This window comes from Chelativorans xinjiangensis (assembly GCF_009812055.1).
Taxonomy (GTDB): domain Bacteria; phylum Pseudomonadota; class Alphaproteobacteria; order Rhizobiales; family Rhizobiaceae; genus Chelativorans; species Chelativorans xinjiangense.
This window is the reverse complement of sequence record NZ_WQNH01000031.1, coordinates 1-19289: the sequence shown is the minus strand read 5'-3', so window position 1 is coordinate 19289 and position 19289 is coordinate 1. Positions and strand designations below refer to the sequence as shown.

Here is a 19289-nt window from a genome sequence, read left to right as displayed (position 1 = left end):
GCGCGGCGCGCTCACGCCCCCGCTTCAAACGGGTTTACGAGCGTGAGGTCAAGGCCCTCGAAATCGCGGGTGTTGCGCGTGGCGAGCGCCGCGCCGTGGGCGAGACAGATGGCGGCGATCATGGCGTCCATGATGCTCAAGGCGCGACCGTGCGCCTCACGCTGCGCTCGAAGGCGCCCCGCAATCTCGGGAGTGCCTGCGGTGAAATCAAGTACCCGATCCTGGAATTGCCGCAACGTCGCTCGCAGGATATCGCGATAGCGGGTCGACCCCGACTTCAGGAAATAGCGCTCGGCGCCGTAGGTTTGCTCCATCACAACGGGCCCGCACAGATAGGTATCGCGAACCGCTACCGACGCGAGCCAGGCAGCAACGGCGGCATCTGGCTCGGGTCTGTGCAATTCGGAGATCACGTTGGTGTCGAGCACGATCATTCGAAATCAGGCACCGGACGCCCGAAATCGTGTTTGCGCATCGCTTCGACCTCTTCCATCGCCCTTGCAAACTCTTCCGCCTCCTCGGGATCGCCGGAATACATCAAAGGGCGCAGCACATCCCATGCCGAGACGAAGGATTTCGGTTCAGCCTCCTCCTCAGCTAGCTTCTCGTGCAGGAGCTTGACTGCCTCTGCGGAAAGGCTCTGCCCATCGCGCTTTGCCGCGATTTCGAGTTTGCGCTTCAGCGCATCCGGAATATTCCTGATCAGCAAGTCGCCCATCTGCGCCTCCATACATTGATATCAATGATATCAGATCGGAGTCGGCCTGGCGAGTCCGGCTCTCACCCCACCATGCGCTCCGGCGGCGGGCGGTCCTTGGCGAGCTTCTTGAACTTGCGCACCACTATGTCGCGCTTGAGCTTCGACAGGTGGTCGATGAAGAGCACGCCGTTCAAGTGATCGATCTCGTGCTGCAGGCAGGTGGCGAGGATGCCGTGGGCCTCCACAACCTGCTCCTTGCCGTCGAGATCGACATATTTCACCGTCACCGCTGCCGGGCGTTCCACCTCTGCATAGTAGTCGGGGATGGAAAGGCAGCCTTCCTCGTGCACGCTACGCTCGTCCGAGCGGGCGACGATCTCGGGGTTGATGAAGACCTGCGGCTCGGGCGGCGCATCCTTCTCCGCCACGTCGAGCACCAGAAGCCGCTGCGGCTCGCCCACCTGGATGGCGGCAAGGCCGATGCCCGGCGCGTCGTACATGGTCTCCAGCATATCGTCGGCGAATTTGCGCACGTCGTCGTCAACGCGCTCGACGGGCCTGGAAACCTGGCGCAGCTTGGGATCGGGAAGAAGAATGAGCGGGCGGATGGTCATGGGCGTCAGGTAATGGCTGGGCCCGAAACCGTCAATACGCTTCGTATCGGGCCCTTCAATTCGTTCACGTTTTGGTCTTATGGCGGCATCACGAATCGTCTAAGGTGCCGGCATGAACGAAGCCGTCTCGCTCCTTTCCATGCCCGTCGCCCAGCTTGGCGCGACCACGATCTCGCTCGGCCATGTGCTGGCTGCCGCCGGCACACTGCTCCTTGTGATGCTCGCGCTCCTCGTCATCGCCCTGTGGCGGGCGGGGCAGGCGCGCGCCGAGGCCGAGGCGGAAGCCGCAGGGCGCGCCCGCGAGGCGGAAGCGCGCATGGCCGAGCTGACGAAGGCGCAGGCCGAGCTTTCCGGCCGCATGGGCACGATTGCGGAGGTGTTCGGATCCCGCCAGGCGGAGCTGACCAAGTCGATCTCCGAACGCCTCGACGGCATGACGTCGCGCCTCGGCCAGTCGATCACCGAGCAGACCAAGTCGACGCACGAGAACCTTGCCAAGCTGCAGGAGCGGCTGGCCGTCATCGACACGGCGCAGAACAACATCCAGTCGCTCGCCGGCCAGGTGGTGCAGCTGCAGCAGATCCTCTCCAACAAGCAGACCCGCGGCGCCTTCGGCCAGTCGCGCATGGAGGCGATCGTCGCCGACGGCTTGCCGCATGGCGCTTACGAGTTCCAGGCCACCCTTTCCAACGGCAGCCGGCCCGACTGCGTGGTGAAGATGCCCAACGGCGCGCCGTCGCTGGTGGTCGACGCCAAGTTCCCGCTGGAGGCGTGGAACGCCATTCGCGCGGCAAGCGAAGGCGAGGGCGGGGCGGAGGCGCGCAAGCAGGCCGAAAGCGCCTTCCGCCGCGACGTCGACGTGCACATCAAGGCAATCGCCGAAAAGTACCTGATCAACGGCGAGACACAGGACACGGCCTTCATGTTCGTGCCCTCGGAATCGATCTTCGCCGAGATCCACGAGAACTTCGAGGCGCTGGTGCAGCGTGCGCACCGCGTGCGCGTCGTCATCGTCTCGCCGTCGCTCCTGATGCTGTCGATCCAGGTGATCCAGGCGGTCCTCAAGGACGCCCGCATGCGCGAGCAGGCGCATCTGATCCAGGCCGAGGTGATGAAGCTCATGCAGGACGTCAGCCGGCTGGACGACCGCGTGCGGAAATTGCAGGGCCATTTCCTGCAGGCCAACAAGGACATCGACATGATCCTCACCTCGGCCGACAAGGTGACCAAGCGCGGGGCGCGGATCGAGGCGCTGGAGCTGGGCGCGGCCGGGGAGGCGGAAGTGCTGGAAGACGGCGAGGCCAAGCGCGCCGCCGGCGGGCCCGGCTCCGGCTCGCTGCGGCTTCGGGTGGTGGAGGAGTAAGGGCCCGGCGTTGGCGCACGGCTGCCCGAACCCTCGTCAGCCCAGCGCCGCTGCGATCCGCGCGATCACCTCTTCATCCGCCGCTGCCCGCTCATTCCGTCCCGCCACCAGGCAGGCCTCCGAGCGCAGGATCACGCCATCATCCAGCACCTTGAGATGATTGGCCTTCAGCGTCGAGCCGGTCGACGTGATATCGACGATCACATCCGCCGAGCCCGCCGCCGGCGCGCCCTCCGTGGCGCCCAGGCTCTCGACGATGCGGTAGACCTGGATGCCGTGCTTTTGCGAGAAGAACTGCTGGGTGAGCCGCCAGTACTTCGTGGCGATCCGAAGCCGCCTGCCGTGGCGCTGGCGGAAATCGGCGGCCACGTCGTCGAGGTCGGCCATGGTGGAGACGTCGAACCACACCTCCGGCACGGCCACCACCACGTCCGCCCGGCCGAAGCCGAGCCGTGCGGCGATCTCCACACGGCGCTCCCAGCCGGGGATCGTCTCGCGCACCAGGTCCTCACCGGTTATCCCGAGGTCGACCCCGCCGCGGTCGAGCTCGCGGGCGATCTCCGAGGCGGAGAGGAACGTCACCTCCAGCCCCGCCACACCCTCGATCGCCGCGCGGTAGCGCCGGTCGTTCTCCGGCAGGCGCACGGGCAGCCCCGCCGCCTCCAGCCGCCGCACCGCCTCGTCCTTCAGCCGGCCCTTGGAGGGCAGGGCGAGCGTGACGCTCATGGCCTCTCCTCCCTGAGCGTCGCCACGCGGTCGAGCCAGATGGAGAAGCCGACGCCGGGGATGGGGTTTTCCGCACCCAGCAGCGTCAGGAGCCGGTCGTAGCGCCCGCCGCCGGCGAGCGGCTGGCCGAGGCCCTCCGTGCCGATCTCGAAGATGAAGCCCGTATAATAGTCGAGCGGGCGGCCGAAGCCGGCGTCGTAATGCGTCTCAGTGAGCGGCAGGCCGTGCGCGGCGATGCGCTCTGCGCGCGCGGCGAACCCTTCCAGCGCCTCGTCGAGGAAGATACCGGCCTCCTTGGCAAAGGCGGCAAGCCGCGCCTCCGCCTCCTCCAGCGGCGCGTGGATGGCGAGAAAGGCCTTCAGCGCGTCGAGCGCGGTGTCGGAAAGGCGCACGCTGCGAAGCTCCGCCTTCTCCATCAGCCGCCGCGCGATCTCTTCAGGAAGGCGCCCGGCGGAGGGCGACAGGCCGGACGCCTGCATGGCCTCATCGATATGCCGCGTCAGCGCCTCTTCATCGCCGCGCGCCACCAGGCTCGCCACCGCGCGCGGCAGGCTGGCAGCCCCTTGCGGGCTGGTGAATTCGGCAATCGCCGCCTCCAGCATAGCAGGAGAACCGAAGGCGCGTGCCAGCCGCTTCTGCCAGCCGCGCGGCAGGCCGAGGGCGGAAAGCACGGCCTCGAACACCGCCTGGTCGCCCAGCGTCATGGAAAGCGTGCGGTCCGGCAGCACGCGGGAAAGAAGCGCGTGCGCATCCGCCAGCGAGCGCGCGTCCGCCTCCGGCCTGTCCTTTGCGCCCAGGTCCTCGATGCCCGCCTGAAAGAACTCCGCGCCCCCCTCGCGCCGCTGCCGGAACACCTCGCCGAGATACGCGTAGCGGCGCGGCGTGGCGGCCCGGCTCTCGATGTGGTCGAGGCAGACGGGGATGGTGAATTCGGGCCTGAGGCACAGGCTCCTGCCCGTCTCGCTCTCGGTGAGGAAGATGCGCCGCCTGAGGTCCTCGCCGGCCATGTCGAGGAAGGGGTCGGCGGGCTGGATGATGGCGATGTCTGTCAGCGCCGCCTCGCGCTCGGCGAAAAGGGCGAGGATATCGCTTGCGAAGGCGGGGGTGCGGGGGGTCATGGGCGTGGGGTTCTGCTGCTTTTCAGCAAGCCCGGCGCCCTACGGCGCCCCCCTCTGCCCTGCCGGGCATCTCCCCCACGAGGGGGGAGATTGGCCGTCACGACGACTTTCGCCAATCGGCTACATTGCAAAACAGACGGTGGAGCAAGCGGCCGGCGCAATCTCCCCCCTCGTGGGGGAGATGTCCGGCAGGACAGAGGGGGGCGCCAAGGGGCGCCGGCATCCCCAAAAAAGGCGGAACGATTCATTTTTCCGCGCCCCGCTCTTCCGCCTGCGCCTGGAGCACGCGCTTCACCGCCTCCACCAACTCGCCCTCCGGCACGGAGAACTGCGCCGGCCGCGCCTCGCGCCAGGTCACGTTGTCCTCGATCTCTTCGGAAAGCCGCTTGCCCTCCACGAGGTCCTTGATCTGCACCTCGCCCTTCTCGCGCTCGTCGCCGCCCTGGATGACGACGCAGGGGCTGCCGCGCCGGTCAGCATATTTGAGCTGATTGCCGAAGTTCTTGGGATTACCCTGGTACATCTCAACAGGGATTGGTGGGCCGAGGAGCCTGCCATTCTCATCGACAGGATTGAGTCCGTCCCGGAGGATTTTGGTCAGCCGCATGTAATCTGCCACCCGATCTCTGTCCATCACAGTGACAAGTATGGGGCCTACGGCTGATCGCACCTCCAGCTTGCCGAGGTTCTTTAGCGCCGTCATGAGACGGGAAACGCCGATGGAAAAGCCCGTGGCCGGCACCGGCTCGCCACGAAAGCGGGAGACGAGGCCGTCGTAGCGCCCGCCGCCGCCGACGGAGCCGAACTGGACGGTTTCGCCCTTCTCGTTGACGACGGGGAAGGTCAGCTCCGCTTCGAAGACGGGACCGGTGTAGTATTCGAGGCCACGGACGACGGAGGGGTCGATGCGGATGCGGTTAGACCCATATCCAGCAGCCGAGGTAATTTTAAAGATATCCTCAAGCTCTCGTACCGCCTCGCTTCCGGTTGCCGTCTCGCCAACAACCGCCCCCAGACCAACAATCGTGTTGAGGTTGGAGAAGTAGTATTTTTCTCCAGATGGGTTTCCGAAGCTATGCGTCGCCTCTAGTTCGTCGCCATTAACCAAGTGTGGATCGTCTTCCAGCCTCGCGAAACCGTACATTCCTGTTGAAGCGAGATAGGAGGCGATGACATCAATCTGTTCGGGATTTAGATTAGCACCCTTGGTGAAGTCGCCTTCGCCCTCCTTACCTCCATCCCAGCGGCCAGGCCCAAGAAGAAGCTTCACTCCCTCAACGCGAAACTTATCCAATTTATCAATCGCCCTAAGCACCGTCAGCCTGCGCCCGGCATTCTCCTCCCCGCCGAGCCCAATCGCCTCCAGCACCCCATCCAGCACCTTCCGGTTGTTCACCCGGATGACGTAGTCTCCGCGCGCAATCCCCAGCGCCTCCATGACATCCGCCATCATCATCGCCATCTCGGCGTCCGCTGCCACACCCGGCGTCCCGACCGTATCCGCGTCCACCTGCATGAACTGCCGAAACCGCCCCGGCCCCGGCTTCTCGTTGCGGAACACCCAGCCGGCGCGGTAGCTGCGATAGGGCTTCGGCAGGCGCTCGAAGTTCTCCGCCACGAAGCGCGCCAGGGGCGCCGTCAGGTCGTAGCGCAGCGAAAGCCACTGCTCGTCCTCGTCCTGGAAGGAGAACACGCCCTCGTTCGGCCGGTCCTGATCGGGCAGGAACTTGCCCAGCGCGTCGGTGTATTCGATGAGCGGCGTCTCCACCGGCTCGAAGCCGTAGAGCTCGTAGACGGCGCGGATCTTCGTCACCATCTCGTCGACGGCGCGGATGTCGGCCGGGTGGCGGTCGACGAGCCCGCGCGGGAGCCGTGCCTTCACCTTGTCCGCCTTGCCTGCCATGCCGTGATCCGTCCTTGCGAGATGAGAAAAGCCGCGCCCTCTTCCGGGCGCGGCTGTCCTAGCCGATAAGGGTGGGGGCGGCAAGGGCGGCGCCGTTACCGCCGCGACTCCTCGCTCCCATGCAGTGCAGGGTTATCGCATATGGAGGGAGTCTTTGTTCGGCTGCGCCGGACCCCCCACCTCAATCCCTCCCCACAAGGGGGAGGGAAGCCCCGTCGAGCGCGACATCGTCCCCCTCCCCCTTGTGGGGAGGGGTTAGGGGTGGGGGGGGCCGGCGCAGCCGAACAAAGACTCCCTATGCGATAGCCCTGCACGCGAGCGGGGCGAGGAGTAGCAGTGGCGTGGGCCGCCGTCCGGGCCCTCAGCTCACGAAGCGCAGGTTGGAAAGCTCGTCGGCGATTTCCTTGAACTTTTCCGAGAGATCGGCGCCGGTGGCGTTCCAGAACAGCTTGGCGGGATTGCCGTTCTCGTCCTTGCGGAAACGGGATTCGGAGGCGCAGGACTTCAGCGCCTCGATCTGCTCCCTCTCGTCGGCCTTCCACGTGCTCAGGTCGAGCGCCACCGTCATGACGATGATCTCGCCGTCCTCATCCTTGCCGCCCTTTCCGTCCTTGCCGTACTTGGCGTTGTCGCACAATTTGGCGAACTGCTGGTTCATTGCCTTGGTGTAGTTGGGGTTGGAGTAGTCGGAAGGATTGACGGTGGTGTTCTCGAAGATGCGGCCGTTCTTGGCATAGCCGTAGTTGGAGTAGATCGACTTATTGCCGGCGGGATCGTTGTAGCCGAGCGATTGCGGCGTGTAGTAGGTGTTCGCCCCGTCCGTCAAAACGATCACGACCTTGTCGTTGCCCCTCTGCTCGTCGGGGCGGCCCTCCGTGAAGGGTGCCCTGCCGGAGACCACCCTCCAGCCCCAGGCCATGCCTTCGGGCACGTTGGTCGCCCCGTCGGCGACCATGCCGTCGATGGCGTCCTTGATGGCGTCGAGCCCGTCTTTGTCCGTTACGTCGGTGAGCGGCGTGATGGGCTTGGTTGTGCAGCTCGCATTTGGTCCTCCGCCGTCGGGAACCCGGGGAGCGAGCACTGCCTGGAAGTATTTCGGCATATATTCCTGCCGCTTGATCGCGTCGCCGCCGCCCGCATCCGCCAACCAGTTGTTATGGATGTTCTCGCGCCAGTTCTTAGGGTCCTCCTCGTCCGGCGCGAACATCGGCACGAATAGCGTATCGGGGTTCTTCCTGTCGGGCACAGTGTCGTCCAGCCCGTAGGAGCCGGGCCGCATCTCCATGCAGCCGGCCCACGAGGCCATTGGCGCCGAGGTGGTCACCTTCTTTATCTCGTCATAGAGCGTGAAGCGCGTGACCTTGTCGCCTTCCTCGTCCCTCCACGGCGCCCCTTGCTTGCGGTAGACGCCGTCGACCTTCTCGACGCGCTTCTTACCGCCCCTGATCTCCGCCATCGTGTCCCAGTCGAAATTCTCGTGATGGATCGATGAAACCCCGTCCGTATCCATCCAAGCCGCCTCTTCGTTATCCGGCCCGACATTCACCGACGCCGCGAAGGGCACGATGCCGAATTGCACCGGCTTGGCGACCTGCTGCATCATGGCGCCTTGGCCGGCCAGCGTGTCGACCAGTTCCTTGGCAGCCGCCTTTAACAGGTCGATGCGCTTCTTGCCGGAGCCCGAGCCCTTGAAGTCCATGGAGCCCGAATTATCGAGCACCAGCGCCACCTCCAGCGTGTTCTTCAGCCGTACCTCGTTGCTGGCGTTGAGCTTGAAGGTGCTGTCGCTGCTCTTCTCGCCCCTCAGCGCCTGGAAGACGGGATAGAAGATCGGCTTATAAGTGAGGTCGGCCTCCATTCTCAGCGTGCTGCCGCCGGCGGAGCCGTCGGGGAAGGTAACGTAAAGCGTCGTATCTTCCGGTTTCACCGGCCCGAGATTGGCGGCGAAGAAGTCGTTGGCGTAGACGATCAGGTCTTCTTCGCTTTCGCCCTCCAGAAGGCGCCAGGCGGTGGCCATGTTGGCCGCGTCCAGCGCGTTCAGCGTCGCCTGGCGGTGCCGGCTCATCTGCGTATAGTCGATCGCCAGCGCCAGCGCGCCCATCACGGGCACCATCACCAGCGCCGTGAGCATGGCATAGTTGCCCCGCTCGTCGCGGCGGAATTTCCTCAGCATCGGTTTGCCCACCCTGCCTCGATAGATTGTGCCGGCAAGGATGATGCGTGATGCTGAACGATTTCCTTAATGTCGGGCGGCCATATGCGGCGCTGGTTCACGAAGGGTTAATGCCTCGGCCACCGTGCTCATGCGCCGAAAAGCGGGTGACAGACTTCCTCTCATCGGCTAATCCCTGCGCGGGTTTCACGGCCCGCTCCTGGCCGCCCCGCGAGCCCGTATCCAGGGAGAATCCCCGTATCCAGGGAGAATCAATGCCGCAGCCGCCGGACATGATCGACAGTCTCGACGCACTCGCCGCGCCCTACGCGCTGATCCTGTGCGACGTGTGGGGTGTGGTGCACAACGGCGTTGGCGCCTTTGCCGAAGCCTGCGCGGCGCTGAAGCGCATGCGCGAGGCCGGCAAGGCGGTGGTGCTGGTCACCAACGCGCCGCGCCCGCGCGGGCCGGTGGAGGAGCAGTTGCGGCGTCTCGGCGTGCCCGACGAGAGCTGGGACCGGGTGGTCACCTCCGGCGACGTGACGCGCGAACTGATCCGCAACGCCCCGCGCCGGCTCTTCCACCTCGGGCCGGACCGTGACATGCCGCTCTACGACGGCCTCGACATCGAATTGGTCGAGGAGTTCGAGGCGGCGGGCGTCGTCTGCACCGGCCTCTACGACGACGAGACGGAGACGCCGGAAGACTATGCGGAGCTCTTGCAGCGCCTGCGCGCCCGCGACCTGCCGTTCATCTGCGCCAATCCCGATATCGTGGTGGAGCGCGGAAACCGGCTCGTCTTCTGCGCCGGGGCACTGGCGCGCGAATATGGCCTCCTCGGCGGGCGCACGCTGATCGCCGGCAAGCCATACGGGCCGATCTACGAGGCGACATTGGCCGCCGCCGGCGAGGTGCTGGGCCGGCCGGTCGGCGTATCGGACACGCTGGCCATCGGCGACGGCATTCTGACCGACGTCAAGGGCGCGGCCGGCATGGGCATCGACGTCCTCTACGTGACGGAGGGGATCCACGCCGCCGAGTACAGCGAAAACGGCAAGCCGGACCCGGCGCGCCTCGCCGCCTTCCTGGAAAAGCATGGCCACCGGCCGGTGGCGGCGATCAGGCATCTGCGGTAGGGACGGGCCGTGGCGACAGGATTCCAACGCTGTGCCGGCCTCGATGCCTTCCCGGCGTCGCTACGCGGGGGCGTCGTGGCGATCGGCAATTTCGACGGCGTGCATCGCGGCCATCAGGCGGTGTTGGCGCGCGCGCTTAAGGTTGCCGAAACGGAGCGCATTCCCGCCATCGTCCTGACCTTCGAGCCGCATCCGCGCAGCGTCTTCCGCCCGGACGTGCCGCTCTTCCGCCTGACCCCGGCGCCCATGAAGGCGCGGGTGCTCGCCGCGATGGGCTTCGACGCGGTGGTGGAGCAGCCCTTCACGCGCGACTTCTCCTCGCTCACGCCGGAGCGCTTCGTGGCCGACGTGCTCGCAGGCGGCCTGGGGGCGGCGCATGTGGTGACGGGCTTCGATTTCCACTACGGCAAGAACCGCGGCGGCACGCCCGGAACGCTGGTGGCGGCGGGGGAAAGCCACGGCTTCGGCGTCAGCGTCGTCGACGCCTTCTCCAACGAGGGCGGCGAAGTGGTCTCCTCGAGCCGCGTCCGCGCGCTCCTGGCCGAGGGCGAGGTGGCGCAGGCCGCCGGCCTGCTCGGCTACCGCTATATGGTCGAGGCCGAGGTGGCGGACGGCAAGAAGCTCGGCCGCACGCTCGGCTTCCCCACCGCCAACATGGCGCTGCCGGAGGCGACGGCGCTCTGCCACGGCATCTACGCCGTGCGCTTCCGCCGCGCCGACGGCCGGCTTTACGATGGCGTGGCGAGCTTCGGCCGCCGACCGACGGTGGACGAGGCGGGCGCGCCGCTTCTCGAAACCTTCCTCTTCGATTTCGACGGCGACCTTTACGGCGAGACCTGCGCCGTCTCCTTCTTCGGCTTCCTGCGCGGGGAGGAGAAGTTCGACGGGCTCGAGCCACTGGTCGCCCAGATGAAGCGCGACGAGGAGGAGGCGAGGGCGCTGCTTTCGGGTGTGCGGCCGCTGTCGGCGCTGGATATGGCGATTGGCTTTGCGGGGTAGGCTTGGGTTGGGTGCGCGGTTAGAACTGGAAGGCTGGCGCCCCTTCGCGCCCCCCTCTGTCCTGCCGGACATCTCCCCCCGCAAGGGGGGAGATCGGCCGTCGCCACGAGTTTCGCCAATCGCAGAACGGGTGCCGCAACAAGCGGCCGGCGCAATCTCCCCCGTGCGGGGGCGATGTCCGGCAGGACAGAGGGGGCGCGAAGGAGCGCTGGCGTCTCCTTTCATAACCTCCCAACACCAATCGCCCCTTTATTCTTCCGCCCAGCTCGGCTAAAAGCGCGGGCCATGATGATGAGTGCCGGTTTCATACTCGCCTGCCTTGTGCGGGCTGCCATACGAATTATTGGCCCGGCCTTCCGCGTGGCCTAGAGGCTCGCGGGAAGGTCCGGGATTTTCCTGCGCGCTCGCACCGCGCCATTCCGCCTCTTTGAAGATCATCGGCGAGGCCACCGGGCTTCGCATTTTCCGCAGCGAGACAATGAGCCAGACGACCGAAAAGCTGGATTATTCCAAAACCCTCTATCTGCCGCAGACGGATTTCCCGATGCGCGCGGGCCTGCCGGCGAAGGAGCCGGAGCTTGTCGCCCGCTGGCAGAAGATGGGCCTCTACAAGCGCCTGCGCGCCGAGGCCAAGGGCCGCCCCCTCTTCGTGCTCCACGACGGGCCGCCCTATGCCAACGGCAACATCCATATCGGCCACGCGCTGAACAAGGTCTTGAAGGACGTCATCACCCGCTCCTTCCAGATGCGCGGCTACGATTCCAACTACGTGCCCGGCTGGGACTGCCATGGCCTGCCGATCGAATGGAAGATCGAGGAGCAGTACCGCGCCAAGGGCAGGAACAAGGACGAGGTGCCGATCAACGAGTTCCGCAAGGAATGCCGCGACTTCGCCCAGCACTGGATCGATGTGCAGACCGAGGAGTTCCAGCGCCTCGGCGTCGAAGGTGACTTCGAGAACCCGTATCTGACCATGAACTTCCACGCCGAGGCGCGGATCGCCGGCGAGCTGTTGAAGTTCGCCACGAGCGGCCAGCTCTATCGCGGCTCGAAGCCGGTGATGTGGAGCGTGGTGGAGAGGACGGCGCTGGCGGAGGCCGAGGTCGAGTATCACGACCATGAGAGTGATACGGTTTGGGTGAAGTTTCCGGTTACGTCGATGACTTTTCACCGGGACCTAACCGGTGGTGAGGACCACGTGCTGGCGCATAATCTCGACGCTGGTCCGATCCCTTCGGAGCACCAGATGTACGTAGTCATCTGGACAACGACGCCCTGGACGATCCCGGGCAACCGTGCTGTCTCGTTCTCGCCGCGGATCGCCTATGGGCTCTATGAGGTCACTGCGGCTGAGAATGATTTTGGTCCTCAGCGCGGCGAAAAGCTGATCTTTGCCGATGCGCTGGCCGAGGAATCCTTCGCCAAGGCCAAGCTGCAATTCAAGCGACTGCACGGTGTAAAGGCGGATGTACTTTCTTCGATGACGCTCGCTCACCCGCTAGCCGGTTGGCCCACCTCCCCCTTGAGGGGAGGTCGCGATGCCGAGCGAAGCGAAGGCAGAGCGCGTGGGGGTAACGGCGCAGGCGCACCCCCACCCCTTACCCCTCCCCTCAAGGGGGAGGGGGGTGGAGACGCCGCGCCCTATTCATTCCCCGTCCCCCTCATCCCCGGCGAGCACGTAACCGACGACGCCGGCACGGGCTTCGTCCACACCGCCCCGAGCCACGGCCGGGAGGACTTCGACGCCTGGATGGACGCCGCGCGCGATCTTGCCGCCCGCGGTATCGAGACCGCCATCCCCTTCCCCGTCGACGACGCCGGCTTCTTCACCCACGACGCCCCCGGCCTCGGCCCCGACCGCGAGGGTGGCGCAGCGCGCGTCATCGACGACAAGGGTAAGAAGGGCGACGCCAACAAGGCCGTCATCGAGGCGCTGATCGAGAAGAACATGCTCTTTGCGCGCGGCCGGCTGAAGCACTCCTATCCGCATTCCTGGCGTTCGAAGAAGCCGGTCATCTTCCGCAACACGCCGCAGTGGTTCGTCTCCATGGACAAGGACCTCGGCGACGGCACCACCCTGCGCACCCGTGCGCTGAAAGCCATCGACGATACCCGCTTCGTGCCCGCCGCCGGCCAGACGCGGCTGCGCGCCATGATCGAGGAGCGGCCGGACTGGGTGCTGTCGCGCCAGCGCGCCTGGGGCGTGCCCATCTGCGTCTTTGCCGATGACGACGGCGAGATCCTCAAGGACGAGGCCGTCAACGCCCGCATCCTCGAGGCCTTCGAGAAGGAAGGTGCCGACGCCTGGTTCGCGGAAGGCGCCCGCGAGCGCTTCCTGGGTTCGCGCGCCAACGAGCCATGGCATCAGGTGATGGACATCCTCGACGTCTGGTTCGATTCCGGCTCCACCCACGCCTTCACGCTCGAGGACCGGCCGGACCTCAAATGGCCGGCCGATGTCTATCTCGAAGGCTCGGACCAGCACCGCGGCTGGTTCCATTCTTCCCTGCTTGAATCCTGCGGCACGCGGGGCAGGGCGCCCTACGACACGGTCATCACCCATGGCTTCACCATGGACGAGGAAGGCCGCAAGATGTCGAAGTCGCTCGGCAACACGGTCGTCCCGCAGGACGTGATGGCGAAGTCGGGTGCGGATATCCTGCGGCTGTGGGTCGTCACCACCGACTACTGGGAGGACCAGCGGCTCGGCCAGAATGTGATGCAGACCAACATCGACGCCTACCGCAAGCTCAGGAACACCATCCGCTGGATGCTGGGCACGCTGGCGCATGACGGAGGCGAGGAGGTGCCCTTCGCCGAGATGCCGGAGTTGGAGCGCCTCATGCTCCATCGCCTCTCGGAACTCGATGAGCTCGTGCGCAAGGGCTACGACAATTTCGACTTCAAGCGTGTCATGCGCGCCCTGCTCGACTTCATGGTGGTGGAGCTCTCCGCCTTCTATTTCGACGTGCGCAAGGACGCGCTTTACTGCGACGCGCCTTCGAGCATCCGCCGCAAGGCGGCGATCCAGGTGGTGCGCAAGCTTTTCGACTGCGTGGTGACCTGGATGGCGCCGATGCTGCCCTTCACCACGGAGGAGGCATGGCTGGAGCGTTATCCACACACAGAATCCGTGCATCTGGCGCAGTTCCCCGCAGCGCCGGTCGAATGGCGCGACGACAAGCTGGCGGCCAAGTGGCGCAGGATCCGCCAGGTGCGCCGCGTCGTCACCGGTGCACTGGAGATCGAGCGCAAGGAGAAGACGATCGGCTCCTCCCTGGAGGCTGCTCCGGTCGTCCACGTCACCGATGCGGCACTGCGCGAGGCCATCGCCGGCCGCGACATGGCCGAGATCTGCATCACCAGCGGTATCGATATCCGCGACGACGCGCCCCCTGCCGATGCTTTCGCGCTGGACGACGTGAAGGGCGTGGCCGTGGTGTTCAAACGCGCCGACGGAAGGAAGTGCGCCCGCTCCTGGCGCTACACCGACGATGTCGGCTCCGATCCGGAATTCCCCGATGTCTCGGCGCGCGACGCGGCGGCCCTGCGCGAACTGCGGGCGCTGGGCCGGGTATAGCCTTGCCGGAGGGGCCGTTGCATCGCGCCTGTCCCTCCGGTAAAAGGCCGACAGGAGAAGAGCGCCATCATCTCGTCGGATTTTGGGGCGAGGAGGCACGTAACGGGGGCGGTGGACGGCCGCCTGCAGGCGCTGAGGAGAGTTGAAAAGTGAACAGTCTTGGCAGCGGCGCGCGCATTGGCGGCGGAAGGTCGCGCATGAAGCCGAAGGCGGTCGGCGCGGCACTTGCGGTATCCGTCATCATCCTTTCCGGCTGTTCCGGCACCACCTACGGCACCGGGACGACCGCCGAGACGCAGCTTGTGCAGGACCTGACGGGCGTCCTGTCGCTTGCGCCGAAGAAGAAGCCGCCCATCGATTATTCGCCCCGTCCGGGCATCGTCAAGCCGCCGTCGACGGAGGTCCTGCCGCCGCCGCAGCAGGATCTCGCCTCGGCCGAGAACCCCGCTTGGCCAGAATCGCCCGAGGAGCGTCTGGCGCGCGTCCGCGCCGAAGCGACGGCAAACCAGGACGATCCGTTCTACCGGCCCAACATCGTCCGCGACGTTGACAACGGCAACGCGAGCCGGGGGGCAGGGGGGACCGCCGCCCGCCTCAGCGAGAGCGGCTCGGTGAAGCCAGAGATCCTGGAAAGAAGTGCCCGCATGCGCAACGAGCAGCGCCTGGAGTTCCAGCGCCGCCAGCAGCTGGCCAGCCAGGGCAGCCCGACCACGCGGCGCTATCTGAGCGATCCGCCGACCGAATTGCGCCAGCCGGCCGAAACCGCGGCGGCCGGCGATCTGGGCGAGGACGAGTGGAAGAAGGAGCGCGCCGCCAAGAGGGCAGCGACCAAGGAGACGGGCGGCCTGCGCCGGCTCATTCCTTGGTTGAACTGAGGGCGGCTGGGCGCACTTCAGATGCGGCCACCGGGTGCGAGCGCCTTTCGTATATCACTCTTTAACGATGGCCAGTCTCCCGGGCGGAGAGACTGGCCGCTAGAGTATTTCGCCGACCGCCAGCTATATCTTGCCGCTTGCGGGCACGGGCAGCCGTCCATTCAAGGCAGATATTAAGGCTGGAAACGGATCGGCTCAATGGCTTCCACAGCGATGTGGTTTGTGCCCACGCTGCTTTGAACGAGTGCCTGAACAGTGTCGACGTGTTGCTGCGGAACGTAGATCACCTTTATTTTGTCTGCTTGCACATAATCTTGAGCTTCCGTCAGCCGGTAGTCGATCGGCTCTTCCAGTGGTAAACCGTCAGCATCGATGCCGTAGATAACCGGGAAGCGTTGATCGACGAGCCTCTGTTCATTCTCGGATAAGTTGCCCCATACGTCTAGTTGCGTCCGAAGCATCTCTCTCCTTTTCGTGAGCGTCTCCGTAGCTTGATCGAAATCTTCCCTCCTTATTAACTGCTGGTCCGCCAACTCTTCCAGGTATTGCCTCTGGACAGCCGGTTGGTTCTCAACAAGTTGCAGTTGGGAAAGCGCGTTTTCGATCCTGTCGAGCTGGGCACGGGGAGGAGACCATCCTAAGTGGTTTCTCGTCGCTACGATTGAATCGATAAGCGCCTCCTGGAGGTACTGGACCTTGCGGGCTTCAATTAAGCGCTCGGCATGTGTCTTCGGGGTCAACGGTTCCATACGCACCGCATTCCAAGTCGCACTTTCGTGACCTGACAACAGATCTCCGCGAACCGCTTCGGGAACATGTTCGGTGAAGGCCAGAAGACTGTCGGAATTGGCTCCATGATAGAGGCTGGCGCCATGGGCGGGGATGTCCCATTGAACGCCATGTTCATTAAAGGTGATCGTATCGCCGATGATGTAGGGGCGCCCTGGTTGGTGATCCCAGGACTGCATCCGATATTGCCCCCTGGGCATTCCTCCATTGAGAGCTGCTCCTTGGTGGAGTGCTCCAGGATCTTCCCCAAGATGTTCAAGCTCTATCGGCACGCTGTTTGCTTCACCACCAGGAAGTCCGGAGCCGGGGAGGCTGTCTTCGGGTCCGACTTGCCACCGCCCGTCCTCGAAGTGGGCGACGGGCGTGGTCTGCCTCACCGACGGCTCGCCGGGAATGCGCAGGTGCCATTCGTCCATTCCGTTGGGCTTCTCAATGGCATACCAGCGCTCGACGCCGTCAGCATCGGTCATGGTGATGTATTTGGTCTTGCCGTCCAGGCTGGCATAGAAATGTTGGTCGTTGATCGGCTCGATATTCTCCGGCCTGCCAGGGTAGGAATAGTTTGCCGCCCCCCACGCATCCAGGCGCGCTGGGTCTTCGGTCGAGATGCCGCTGAGATTGTCTCCGGTCCTCTGGGCGGATATGTCTCCGCCTTCCCTGGAGATCAGCTTGTCCGCCTCCTCGGCGGTGAGACGCGCGCCGTAGGAGCCGCCGGTTCGCGGGTCTGCCAGCGTATAGAAGCGCTCTCCGGCCTCGTCGTAATGCTCCTTGAGGAAAACGATCTCGTTCTCGTCGTTGCGGCCGAGCGCCAGCTCGACCTTGTCGAGATCGACGCTTGCCTCGCCGGCGCCGTGGGGAATGACCTCGATGGTCTCGACCCGTTCCGCGTCCTTCGTCACCCGCGCGCTGGAGGCAAGTGTCTGTTCGCCGTCGGCCCCGATGTCGATGAGGCGCGAGCGGCTGGCGGCGTCCTCCACCGTATCGGCCAATGCGGGAAGCGTGGCTCTGAGGTGCTCTGCGACGCGCGTGGCGTCCTTCACGCCGGCGACGGTGATATGGGAGGCAAGGCTTGGTGTCGGGATGGGCATGGCGCTTTCCAGGCCCGTCACGGCGGTTTTGAACAGCTGCTTGCCGAACGCGTGGCCGAAGGTGTCGGCGGCGTGGAGACCGGCCGAAAGGCCCATGCTCAAGCCGTCCTCGAGCGTGCTCCTCACGAAGGCGGATATGCCGGCGGAGACCATGCGGCCGCCCGCCTTCACGGCCTGGAGGCCTTCGCCCACGAAGGGGATGAAGGACAGGACGTCGAAGAAGCCGTTCGTGATTGCGCCCGCCACATCTCCCTTCTGGATGGCCACGACCATCGCGCGGAAGGGGATGAGATCGAGAAAGAAATTGCCGACCGCCTCGCCGGTTGTCTCGCCACGCAGTTGATCGCGGGACTTTTCGACTTCCTGCGTGTAGAAACCGAGGAACGCGGATTTGGCCTCTTCCATGGTTCCGCTGGCGACCTCTTTTGCCGCGTAGCTCAGCTCGCAACCCGGCGCGAGTTTGCCGTTCGCCTTTTCCAGCGTATTCGCACCGAAGACCGCGTTGGCGTTGGCCTTTGCCCATTCCTGTGCGGACTCGATCTTCTGCAGGCCCTTGCCTGCTTCTTCGAGCCGCAAGACGAAATGCTCGGGGTCGTTCGAGTTGGGGAAGGCGATGTCAATGAAGAACGAATTGTTGCTCGATAGGGGTAGTATAAGTAGTCCCCAGCTGAAGCCGGTCAACACCCAATACGGAACTTCAAGGACCGGCCGCGAAATCGTGATCGTGGCGTCCTCCAGATTCAGATTGTGCTGTTTCGCATAGAGCGCCACCGACTGGCCGATGAAGGTGGCCATGGCCTCCGAAAAGCTGTCCTTCTTCTCCTCAAACGTCTCGTCGAACACAGTCGCTGGATCCGGCAGGTCGGATGGAGGCGTGAAGTCGAGAATGTTGTTGAGATTCCCGTGCTGGAAATAGACTTCAGCGAGGGTTGTCCGCTTGGTGACAGGCCCACCGGCGATCATGTCCCCGCCTAGAATATAGTCGACCTCCTGGTCCGGGTTGAGGCCGTTATCCCGCAGGATTTCCCTGGCGATTTCCTTGCGGGAAGAGAGCGCGTCCCGGCCGATAACCTCCAGCGCCTCGGCAATCGCGAATTCCTCCTTGAAGACGTCGTGGGCGACGTCGGCGAGCGTTTTCTCCAGGTCGGCTTGGTTCTCCTCGGTTATGCTTGCTCCGTCGATTACGCCCCTGGCCCGGGCGATCAGGATGAGCAGCTTGGTCGCCCGGTAGGAAGCGGCCGTTGACGCTTCATCCCGCTTCTCTGCGCCGTCGTTCGCCGCGGGCCCTTCCGCCGCCGACTGCGTGTCCGCTCTATCCGCCGCCGGATTGACGGACGTGGCCGCCCGGCCGAGCGCCACGAGCTCATCGACCGACAGTTGCGCCGGATCGAGGCCCGCGCCCTCGGCATATTCCATGCCGATCCACAGTTGCGCCCACTCAAGGCTGCCGTAGAGGATCGTCTCCGGCGGTTCGGGCAAAGAGAGCGTTGGGTCGCCGATCAGGACGGGCATCAGCGCGTCGGCCATCGCCGCCGCCGGCGGCGTGGCCCAATTGAGCTCCTCCATAAGCGCGCCGCCGATCCTGTCGCTGGCCGCGTTTGCCGCCTGCGCGACCGTCATCGCGCCGGCCCCGTGCAGCACCATACCGTCGGAGGTCACCTCCTGCCCGTCGGCGGCCTGCGTGCCGAGCTCTGTCGCCCAGTCCACTTCGTCGGTCAGGGCCAGCAACAGCTGCGCGCGAAGATATTCCGTCTGGGCGGGCGAAACGTCGGTCTCGCCCTCCTCGCCGCCATAAAGGCCCGCCGCCTTGGCCAGCCGGCGCGACAACGCGTCGTCCTCCGGGCCGGGGAACGTGCCCATATGCGAGAGCACCTCGTTGAGGCTCACTTGCGCATCGCCCATCTCCTCGCGCCCGTAGGACAGGAACGCCTCGCGCAGCGTTCCGCCGAGTTCCGCATCGGCCTCGTAGGCGGCCTCGAATGCGTCCGCATCGGCCTCGTCCCCTGCCGCCCCGCTCTGTGCGCTGAGGAGATTGTCGTGGTCAGGATCCAGGCGGCTCAGGGCATCGTCCGATAACGAATCGTCCGCGGAAAGACTGGTCTCGACATGCGGATCTTCCGCCGCTTGCGGAATGTATGTGGTCTCGGGCGTGTAGGTAAGTGCCTGAATCATAAAGATCGGTTGGATTTCATGGTCTTGCGAGCCGCCGCGTGAGCATGCGGATGCTGGCGATGAGAACCCAGGCT

13 protein-coding genes are annotated in these 19289 nt (G+C 65.2%); 5 read left to right on the top strand and 8 right to left on the bottom strand.

What is annotated here, in order from left to right; all coding sequences use genetic code 11:
- Positions 1–11: 11 nt before the first annotated feature.
- Genes GM910_RS17605 through def form a run of 3 tightly spaced genes read right to left on the bottom strand, consistent with a single transcriptional unit; the run spans position 12 to position 1314 of the window.
- A complete protein-coding gene (locus tag GM910_RS17605) occupies positions 12–434 on the bottom strand; it encodes a type II toxin-antitoxin system VapC family toxin (RefSeq protein WP_159589577.1) in 423 nt (140 codons plus the stop codon).
- Complete coding sequence (locus GM910_RS17600) at positions 431–730, bottom strand: FitA-like ribbon-helix-helix domain-containing protein (protein WP_246226209.1); 300 nt, start codon at positions 728–730, stop codon at positions 431–433. The genes GM910_RS17605 and GM910_RS17600 overlap by 4 nt, the downstream gene beginning before the upstream one ends.
- Before the next feature lie 50 nt (positions 731–780).
- Positions 781–1314, bottom strand: coding sequence for a peptide deformylase (gene def, locus GM910_RS17595; protein WP_159589575.1), 534 nt, complete (start codon positions 1312–1314; stop codon positions 781–783).
- A 112-nt stretch (positions 1315–1426) separates the two neighbouring features.
- On the opposite strand from def, the gene GM910_RS17590 reads away from it, so the two are divergent.
- Positions 1427–2677, top strand: a complete 1251-nt coding sequence (locus tag GM910_RS17590) for a DNA recombination protein RmuC (protein WP_159589573.1) — start codon at positions 1427–1429, stop codon at positions 2675–2677.
- A gap of 36 nt (positions 2678–2713) precedes the next feature.
- On the opposite strand, the gene hisG is transcribed toward GM910_RS17590, so the two are convergent.
- The 4 genes from hisG to GM910_RS17570 all read right to left on the bottom strand — a co-directional run bounded on the left by hisG (position 2714) and on the right by GM910_RS17570 (position 8597).
- On the bottom strand, positions 2714–3403 hold the full coding sequence (gene hisG / locus GM910_RS17585; RefSeq protein ID WP_159589571.1) for an ATP phosphoribosyltransferase: 690 nt from the start codon (positions 3401–3403) through the stop codon (positions 2714–2716).
- A complete protein-coding gene (locus tag GM910_RS17580; RefSeq protein WP_159589569.1) occupies positions 3400–4521 on the bottom strand; it encodes an ATP phosphoribosyltransferase regulatory subunit in 1122 nt (373 codons plus the stop codon). The genes hisG and GM910_RS17580 overlap by 4 nt, the downstream gene beginning before the upstream one ends.
- A gap of 244 nt (positions 4522–4765) precedes the next feature.
- Positions 4766–6424 (bottom strand): histidine--tRNA ligase, encoded by a 1659-nt coding sequence (gene hisS / locus GM910_RS17575; RefSeq protein ID WP_159589567.1) that lies wholly within the window; start codon positions 6422–6424, stop codon positions 4766–4768.
- A gap of 361 nt (positions 6425–6785) precedes the next feature.
- On the bottom strand, positions 6786–8597 hold the full coding sequence (locus GM910_RS17570) for a TadE/TadG family type IV pilus assembly protein (RefSeq protein WP_159589565.1): 1812 nt from the start codon (positions 8595–8597) through the stop codon (positions 6786–6788).
- A gap of 254 nt (positions 8598–8851) precedes the next feature.
- On the opposite strand from GM910_RS17570, the gene GM910_RS17565 reads away from it, so the two are divergent.
- The 4 genes from GM910_RS17565 (at position 8852) to GM910_RS17550 (ending at position 15166) form a co-directional block, all read left to right on the top strand.
- A complete protein-coding gene (locus GM910_RS17565) occupies positions 8852–9712 on the top strand; it encodes a TIGR01459 family HAD-type hydrolase (RefSeq protein ID WP_159589563.1) in 861 nt (286 codons plus the stop codon).
- Positions 9713–9721: 9 nt separating this feature from the next.
- On the top strand, positions 9722–10711 hold the full coding sequence (locus tag GM910_RS17560) for a bifunctional riboflavin kinase/FAD synthetase (RefSeq protein WP_159589561.1): 990 nt from the start codon (positions 9722–9724) through the stop codon (positions 10709–10711).
- Between the two features lie 478 nt (positions 10712–11189).
- The gene (gene ileS / locus GM910_RS17555) at positions 11190–14291 is read left to right on the top strand and encodes an isoleucine--tRNA ligase (protein WP_159589559.1); all 3102 of its coding nucleotides are present in this window, start codon (positions 11190–11192) and stop codon (positions 14289–14291) included.
- 149 nt (positions 14292–14440) lie between these two features.
- On the top strand, positions 14441–15166 hold the full coding sequence (locus GM910_RS17550) for a hypothetical protein (protein ID WP_246226208.1): 726 nt from the start codon (positions 14441–14443) through the stop codon (positions 15164–15166).
- Between the two features lie 173 nt (positions 15167–15339).
- Here GM910_RS17550 and GM910_RS17545 read toward each other — a convergent pair whose 3' ends face one another.
- The gene (locus GM910_RS17545; protein ID WP_159589557.1) at positions 15340–19215 is read right to left on the bottom strand and encodes a hypothetical protein; all 3876 of its coding nucleotides are present in this window, start codon (positions 19213–19215) and stop codon (positions 15340–15342) included.
- Between the last annotated feature and the right edge of the window lie 74 nt (positions 19216–19289).

Bases quoted from the DNA above. Each gene is read 5' to 3' on its own strand.
- GM910_RS17605 (WP_159589577.1), bottom strand. From the start codon at position 434: ATGATCGTGCTCGACACCAACGTGATCTCCGAATTGCACAGACCCGAG.
- GM910_RS17600 (WP_246226209.1), bottom strand. From the start codon at position 730: ATGGAGGCGCAGATGGGCGACTTGCTGATCAGGAATATTCCGGATGCG.
- def (WP_159589575.1), bottom strand. From the start codon at position 1,314: ATGACCATCCGCCCGCTCATTCTTCTTCCCGATCCCAAGCTGCGCCAG.
- GM910_RS17590 (WP_159589573.1), top strand. From the start codon at position 1,427: ATGAACGAAGCCGTCTCGCTCCTTTCCATGCCCGTCGCCCAGCTTGGC.
- hisG (WP_159589571.1), bottom strand. From the start codon at position 3,403: ATGAGCGTCACGCTCGCCCTGCCCTCCAAGGGCCGGCTGAAGGACGAG.
- GM910_RS17580 (WP_159589569.1), bottom strand. From the start codon at position 4,521: ATGACCCCCCGCACCCCCGCCTTCGCAAGCGATATCCTCGCCCTTTTC.
- hisS (WP_159589567.1), bottom strand. From the start codon at position 6,424: ATGGCAGGCAAGGCGGACAAGGTGAAGGCACGGCTCCCGCGCGGGCTC.
- GM910_RS17570 (WP_159589565.1), bottom strand. From the start codon at position 8,597: ATGCTGAGGAAATTCCGCCGCGACGAGCGGGGCAACTATGCCATGCTC.
- GM910_RS17565 (WP_159589563.1), top strand. From the start codon at position 8,852: ATGCCGCAGCCGCCGGACATGATCGACAGTCTCGACGCACTCGCCGCG.
- ileS (WP_159589559.1), top strand. From the start codon at position 11,190: ATGAGCCAGACGACCGAAAAGCTGGATTATTCCAAAACCCTCTATCTG.
- GM910_RS17545 (WP_159589557.1), bottom strand. From the start codon at position 19,215: ATGATTCAGGCACTTACCTACACGCCCGAGACCACATACATTCCGCAA.